The 6,734-nt window shown below is 44.1% G+C and carries 7 protein-coding genes; 1 reads left to right on the plus strand and 6 read right to left on the minus strand.

Features of this window, described 5'->3' with window-relative positions; all coding sequences use genetic code 11:
- Nucleotides 1–70: 70 nt before the first annotated feature.
- The 6 genes from trpC to JJE29_08830 form a co-directional block, all read right to left on the minus strand.
- Nucleotides 71–850, minus strand: a complete 780-nt coding sequence (gene trpC, locus JJE29_08805; GenBank protein MBK5252713.1) for an indole-3-glycerol phosphate synthase TrpC — start codon at nucleotides 848–850, stop codon at nucleotides 71–73.
- Nucleotides 847–1,863 carry an anthranilate phosphoribosyltransferase gene (gene trpD / locus JJE29_08810; protein MBK5252714.1) on the minus strand — a complete coding sequence of 339 codons (1,017 nt, stop codon included), beginning with the start codon at nucleotides 1,861–1,863 and terminating at the stop codon, nucleotides 847–849. The genes trpC and trpD overlap by 4 nt, the downstream gene beginning before the upstream one ends.
- Nucleotides 1,856–2,434: an aminodeoxychorismate/anthranilate synthase component II gene (locus JJE29_08815; GenBank protein MBK5252715.1), complete on the minus strand. Its 579-nt coding sequence runs from the start codon at nucleotides 2,432–2,434 to the stop codon at nucleotides 1,856–1,858. Before JJE29_08815 ends, trpD begins: the two co-directional genes overlap by 8 nt.
- A complete protein-coding gene (gene trpE / locus JJE29_08820; protein ID MBK5252716.1) occupies nucleotides 2,431–3,900 on the minus strand; it encodes an anthranilate synthase component I in 1,470 nt (489 codons plus the stop codon). The genes JJE29_08815 and trpE overlap by 4 nt, the downstream gene beginning before the upstream one ends.
- A gap of 365 nt (nucleotides 3,901–4,265) precedes the next feature.
- Complete coding sequence (locus JJE29_08825) at nucleotides 4,266–4,559, minus strand: type II toxin-antitoxin system RelE/ParE family toxin (protein ID MBK5252717.1); 294 nt, start codon at nucleotides 4,557–4,559, stop codon at nucleotides 4,266–4,268.
- Between the two features lie 14 nt (nucleotides 4,560–4,573).
- Nucleotides 4,574–4,864 (minus strand): hypothetical protein, encoded by a 291-nt coding sequence (locus JJE29_08830; GenBank protein MBK5252718.1) that lies wholly within the window; start codon nucleotides 4,862–4,864, stop codon nucleotides 4,574–4,576.
- A 216-nt stretch (nucleotides 4,865–5,080) separates the two neighbouring features.
- On the opposite strand from JJE29_08830, the gene JJE29_08835 reads away from it, so the two are divergent.
- Nucleotides 5,081–6,734, plus strand: a 1,654-nt coding sequence (locus JJE29_08835; GenBank protein ID MBK5252719.1) for a hypothetical protein, incomplete at its 3' end; no start/stop codon positions are given.

Raw genomic sequence — 6,734 nt, forward strand, 5'->3', positions numbered from 1 at the left:
CGGGCATTGCCTCATTTACAAAATCGATATCCCTTTGACGAAACAATCCGCAAATTTTAATCTTCGTCATTCAATCACCTCTCAAAACAGCCATCTGGCGTTTTTTATCCGGACTGCGCATCAGCGTTTCACCGATCAAAACTCCATCGGTTTTGTTTTCCCTGAGAAGGGCGATATCCGCAGCCGTTTTGATGCCGCTTTCCGATACAAATAGAATATTTCCCGGAATCAGCCCTCTTAGCCTCATACTTGCCGTCATATCCACTTCAAATGTCTTTAAATTGCGATTGTTGATTCCAATTATCCTCGCGCCGGCCTTCAGAGCCGAGTCAACTTCCTCCTCGGTATGGGCTTCCACAAGAGCGGAAAGTCCGAGCCCGTCGGCAATTGCAATATATTCGGTCAATGCGCAAGTATCCAGCAATGCGCAGATGAGAAGTATTGCCGACGCCCCCAAACACTTTGCTTCATAAATCTGATACGAATCCAATATAAAATCTTTCTGAAGGACTGGTATCTTTACCGTCTCGGCAATTCGGACGAGGTAGCCAGCGCTTCCCATGAAATAGAAGGGTTCGGTTAGAACCGAAATTGCCGAAGCTCCCGCGGACTCATACTCTTTTGCAATTGACAAATATGGAAAGTCCTTGTCAATCAGGCCCTTGGACGGCGAGGCCTTCTTCACCTCGCAGATAAATGAGACTCCTGGGCGGCGCATGGCTTTCTCGAACGGGAAACCGGTATCTACAATCATAGCTCCGGCTTCTTCCATAACCCCATTGAAGCTTCTGTTTTTTTTGAGTTCCGCAACTCTCTGCACAGTTTTCGATGCTATTTCGCGCAAGATCATGGCGTCACCTCATTGGAAAGCTCTGCGAAACTTTCGAGTCTGGAAAGAGCCCTTCCGCTGTCGATTGTTTCTTCCGCTAAAACAATTGCCTGCTCCAATTTCAAATCCGGATTGGCCACATGAATGGCGGCTGCGGAGTTGAGTACTGCCGCATCACGCTTGGGGCCTCTTTTGCCGGAGAGAATGTCTCGAATGATCTGTGCATTTTCTGCGGGATCGCCACCCACAAGTTCTTCCTTTTTGCATCTTTTGAAGCCGAACTGTTCCGGTTCTATTACATAGGACGCGAAGGTTCCGTTTCGCACTTCGCAGACAGTGGTAGGCGCGCTCATCGAAATTTCATCCAGTCCATCCTGTCCGTAAACCACCATGGCGCTTTTTACGCCAAGATTTGAAAGCGCCTTTGCCATTGGTTGCACAAGTTGTTCCTCGTACACGCCCAAAAGCTGCATTGTCGCTCCCGCCGGATTTGCTAAAGGACCAAGAATATTGAAGATGGTGCGAATTCCCAGCTCTCTGCGAACCGGAGCCACATGTTTCATGGCGATATGGTAGTTTTGCGCGAACAAGAAGCAAATTCCAATTTCATCCAAAAGCCTCTTGCTGTGTCTCGGCGAAATTGAGATATTCACACCCAATGCCTCCAAAACGTCTGCGGCTCCGCATTTGCTTGAAGCCGCCCGGTTGCCGTGCTTTGCCACCGGTACACCTGCAGCCGAAGCGATAATGGCGGAAACAGTGGAAATATTGAATGTGTTCGACTTGTCTCCGCCTGTGCCTACAATCTCCAAAACCTCTATGTCATGGAGCAGTCGTATGCAATGCTTTCTCATTCCCGCAGCCGATGCGGTAATCTCGTCTATCGTTTCTCCCTTTATCGCCATGGCCGTCAAATATGCGGACATTTGAATCTGCGATGCTTCACCGCTCATAATCTCGTCCATGACAATCTCGGTCACCGCATAGGTCAGGTTCTCCCGATTTGCAATTCTCGCAATCGCATCTTTAATCATTGTTTTTCACTCCTAAAAAATTTTTCAGTATTGTCTTTCCCAAAGGGGTAAGAATGGATTCCGGATGGAATTGAACACCGTAAATATCATAATCCCTGCTTTTAACCGCCATTATTTCGCCGTCATCCGTCCTCGCAATCACAATCAGGTTTTGAGGCATTGTGTTTTCAACGGCCGCCAGGGAATGATACCTCGCTCCTTTTATGACGGCGGGCAAGCCGTCAAACAGATGACAAGTCGTATCAACGATGATGTCCGACTGCTTTCCATGCATCAGGGTTTTGGCATAGGATACGGTAGCTCCATAGGCTTCGCAAATGGCCTGATGACCGAGACACACACCCAGGATGGGTATCTTGCCCGCAAAATAAGTCGTGGCCTCGACACATATTCCTGCATCGGATGGCCTCCCCGAGCCAGGTGAAATAATGATTTTTTCTGGGCTCAACTCTTCAATTTCTTCGAGCGTCAGTTCATCGTTTCGAATGACTTGTATGTCCGGGTTGATGACGCCTACGAGCTGGTAGAGATTGTAGGAAAAGCTGTCATAGTTGTCTATCAGCAGAATCATTGGTCAAGCCCTCCTTCGGAGAGTTTGAGGGCATCTATCACAGCTTGGGCTTTGTGGATGCACTCCTCGAATTCCTTTTCCGGCACACTGTCCGCCACAATACCGGCTCCCGAACGTACAAACACTTTGTTGTCTTTCTTAAAGGCTATGCGTATGGCGATGCATGTATCCAAATTGCCGGTAAAAGATATATATCCAATTGCTCCTCCGTAAATGCCGCGCTTGTTGTCTTCCAGCTCGTCGATGATTTCGCAGGCTCGAATTTTCGGCGCGCCTGACAATGTGCCGGCGGGAAGCACCGAACTGACGGCATCTAGCACAGTCTTGTCTTCCCGAATTTCACCGACTACCGTCGATCCGATGTGCATGACATGGGAAAACCGTTCTATCGACAAATATTTTTCTACCGCAACTGACCCGAATTTGCTGATTTTTCCAATATCGTTTCTCCCCAGATCGACAAGCATGTTATGCTCGGCCAGCTCTTTCTGATCGCTCAAGAGGTTTTTTTCCAGCAATAAATCTTCTTCAATTGTTTTCCCCCTTGGCCTTGTACCGGCCAACGGGAAGGTGTATAGTGTGCCATCCTGCAATTTTACCAATGTTTCCGGCGATGCGCCGGCGATTTCTATGTCGTCGCTGGAGAAGTAAAACATGTAGGGCGAAGGGTTTGTGTTTCGCAGCACCCGGTAGGTGTCAAGGAGGCTTCCCTCAACATCGGCTTCCAAACGATTTGACAGTACGACTTGAAATATATCTCCTTCGCGGATATAATCCTTCGCCTTTCCCACCATCTCGCAATATGTTTTTTTATCGAATAGCGGCCGGAATTCAGATTTGATTTTCAAAGGCTTCGGCTTAGACTCTATGCCTTTTGCAATGAGCTTGGCCATCTCATCGAGATCTCTCAACCCTTCATTGTAGGCCACTTCAATATCATCCGTCTTAACATTTACCATCAGAATTATTTCTTGCTTCAAATTGTCAAAGGCTATCACCTTGTCGAACAGCATCAAATCAAAATCCTTGAATTTCCCTTCATCTTTCGCAGTTATTTTCAACGAAGGCTCGCTGTACTTGATGTAATCGTAAGAAAAGTATCCTACAAGCCCTCCTGCAAAAGGAGGCAGATGGTGAAAATATGGACTCTTGTTTTCTTCGATAATTTTCATTATTTGGGCTCCTGGATCGTCTGTCTTAATTGTGACGGATGAATCTTCCTTTATTGCAACCACACCATCGGTACATGTAATCTCAAGCTTTGGATCATATCCTAGAAATGTATAGCGGCCCCATTTATTGGGATCCTCGAGACTTTCCAATATATAGCAGTTCCTGCTCACAGATTGCAGAATCTTGAGAACCTCAATCGGCGTACGGATGTCCGAATACATTGTCCGGCTGACCGGAATTCTCCCATAATCTCCAGACAGCATTTTTGCTTCATTCAAACTTGGTTTGTACATCATCAACTCTCCTTTTCAAAAAATAAAAAACCCGCCCTTGACAATATCGTCAAGGGCGGATCTAATGATTTAATCCGCGGTACCACCTTGTTTTGAGAGAATAAACCCTCACTCTTATCGGAATACAAACATATTCCTGACAACTTACGTATGCCTTACGTCGCAGAATACTCGACAAGAAACTGTCTTTGACTGCGCCCTCTGCGGTCCATTTAACAAACTGCGTTCTGTCGGTTCCCACCATCCCGACTCTCTGTAAGTGCACGACTTGTTTTTATCTCCACATCAACGGTTTAATTGATTATACATATTGTAATTTCAATTTGCTCTTTTGTCAAGCTTTAAAAAAAACATTTTTTCATTCATTATGTTTTATTTTTTCTTGAAGAGGCATCTTTATAGCATTCAAATTTCTCTCTTTTCCCAACGGCATACACTAGCACATATTCTCCGATAATTTCGTATACTATTCGATACCTTTTATTATGGAAGTAGATTTTTCTACAACTTGAAAGATCATTGCCTGCCTTATTTCCTAATAGTTTCCCAATTTCAGGTTTGCTCTTTATCTTAAGCAACTGCCCTCTAAGAAGAATTCGTATGCTATTGTCAAATTTTTCAATGTCCCCAATGACTTCCGGATGAAATTTAAGATGCATGCATATCCCTCTCTTTACAAAAACTTCATTATATCCTCTTCATTTAAGGCATCTTCAATAGAAAAATCTTTTTTCCTTTCCACTACAATTTTTGCAATGGCCGCATACTCCAGGGCTTCTTCTTGCACTCTTAATTTATCCAATAATTTCTCATATTCTTCAATATTAATAAGGACAGATGCTATTGCATTGTTCTTTATGATGAAAACCGGCGATTCCTTGGCCTTCTCAATAAACTTGCCGGGTTTTCGCGTCATATCAGTCACCGAAACCATTTTTTTTCTGTCAATATTTAAACTAGTCATTACGCCACCTCCTATCGTATTTATTATAGCATAATTTTTCGTATTATTATACGTGTTATTTGTTTCTCTTTTTTCCACTAACCTCTGATACTGCCATCTGCACACTGTTTTTATTACGCCAATGTTAAGCTTTGTGAACAATTCCTTCATATATGTTTAGGGCTATTACTATTGTGCTATATTATTACTATAACTACAAATTAAGGAGGCGGCTTTGTGAAAAAGCTCACGCGACTTATAATTTCTGTTTTGGCATTTTCAATGCTTTCCATTTCTTTTTCATTTGCAGAACCTGCAAACACTGTGGCGGAACCCACAAAAGCCATTACGGTAAAACTAAATAATATTGCATTAGAATTTGATGTAAAACCCATTATACTAAACGACAGAGTTATGGTTCCCATGAGGAGAATATTCGAGCATTTTGGAGCGCAAGTTTACTGGTACCCGGAAACGAGGGAGGTTGTCGGATACAAGGACAACAACTACATCAAACTTCAAATAAACAGCGAAACATACTACAAGAACGGTAAAAGCGAAACCCTAGACTCCCCTCCGATAATTATTAAAGAAAGGACCCTGGTGCCAATACGTTTCATTGCAGAAAGCCTTGATATGAAGGTTGATTGGGACGATAAAAGCAGAACCGTATCCATAATGTACCCGGAAGAAACCGACTCCTATGAAAATTTTGACGGGGTATTCTACCGCAAGATCGACCTTAAAGACTACGGGCTTGCATTCCTGATACCATCGTCCTGGATCAAGTCCGAACAATACAACTATGTTTGGGAATTCCAGGGCTACGATACCAACATAGACATAGCCGTTAAGGCCAAGGCTGTGGATAAAGGCGCAACACTCGCCGACTTTTCAACAAAAAGCAAACAGGCCCTTCTGGATTTGTATAAAAGTACTGGGCTGAGCTTCACGGGATCGGATTCCATCAGCGTAAACAATCTGAATATGGATGTTGCGTATCTTACGCTCCGCGGGGACGGATACTATCTGTACCAAGTCATTTTCTTCTTCATAGGCGACGGACAAGGCTACACTACAACCTTCACCTATGATTCCAAAACAAACGAGGCCGACACGCTTAAGACAATAAAAAATATAATTGGAACAACTCAACTGCAGAATCTCTCGGTGTCATTCTCGGATGAGCACTACATTGAGTTTGATAAATTTTTCGAAATGGGGGTTAGTCTTACGAGCCCAATCTATTCGAACATGGAAGCCGAAAACAGCTTCGCTTTCAGCGGATACGTAAACGAGTACGAAAGTATTCCGTATTTCATTATCAAGGTTTCAAAGGGAGACAAATTTCTTATGTCAAAGGTTCCTGTATACGCATCCGAATTCCAAACGCCTATATATACACCATTCGGATTAGGCAAACATGACATTGTAATCGCTACGCCTCCCGACGGGGACAACATAATAGACTACATCATGCAATTTAGCGTAATAAACACGAGCTTCGATTCTATAAGATATCTTGTACCAAGCACTTATGTTAATACAACAGCTCCGGAAATAGAAAACCTAGCGGACGCGATTGCCTTAGAAGCCTTTACCGATAAAGAGAAGGCTATAGGGATGATGAAATGGATATCCTCCAAAATAATATATTTCCCGGGAAATAACGGTTCCGCGCCGCAAAGCGCTCTCGAGCTGCTAAAATCCAAGAAAGGCGACTGCGACGAAATATCTTTCCTGTTCGCGGCGGTGCTAAGAAATCTCAAAATACCTGTCAAGGTAATGTCCGGCAGCCTTCCCGAAGGGGATGGCCACGCATGGACGGAGGTTCAGATAAACGGAAGATGGATCATTGTAGACCCGACATGGGGAGCAGGATACATCAACG

The organism is Peptostreptococcaceae bacterium, from assembly GCA_016649995.1.
Classification (GTDB): Bacteria; Bacillota; Clostridia; order Peptostreptococcales; family BM714; genus BM714.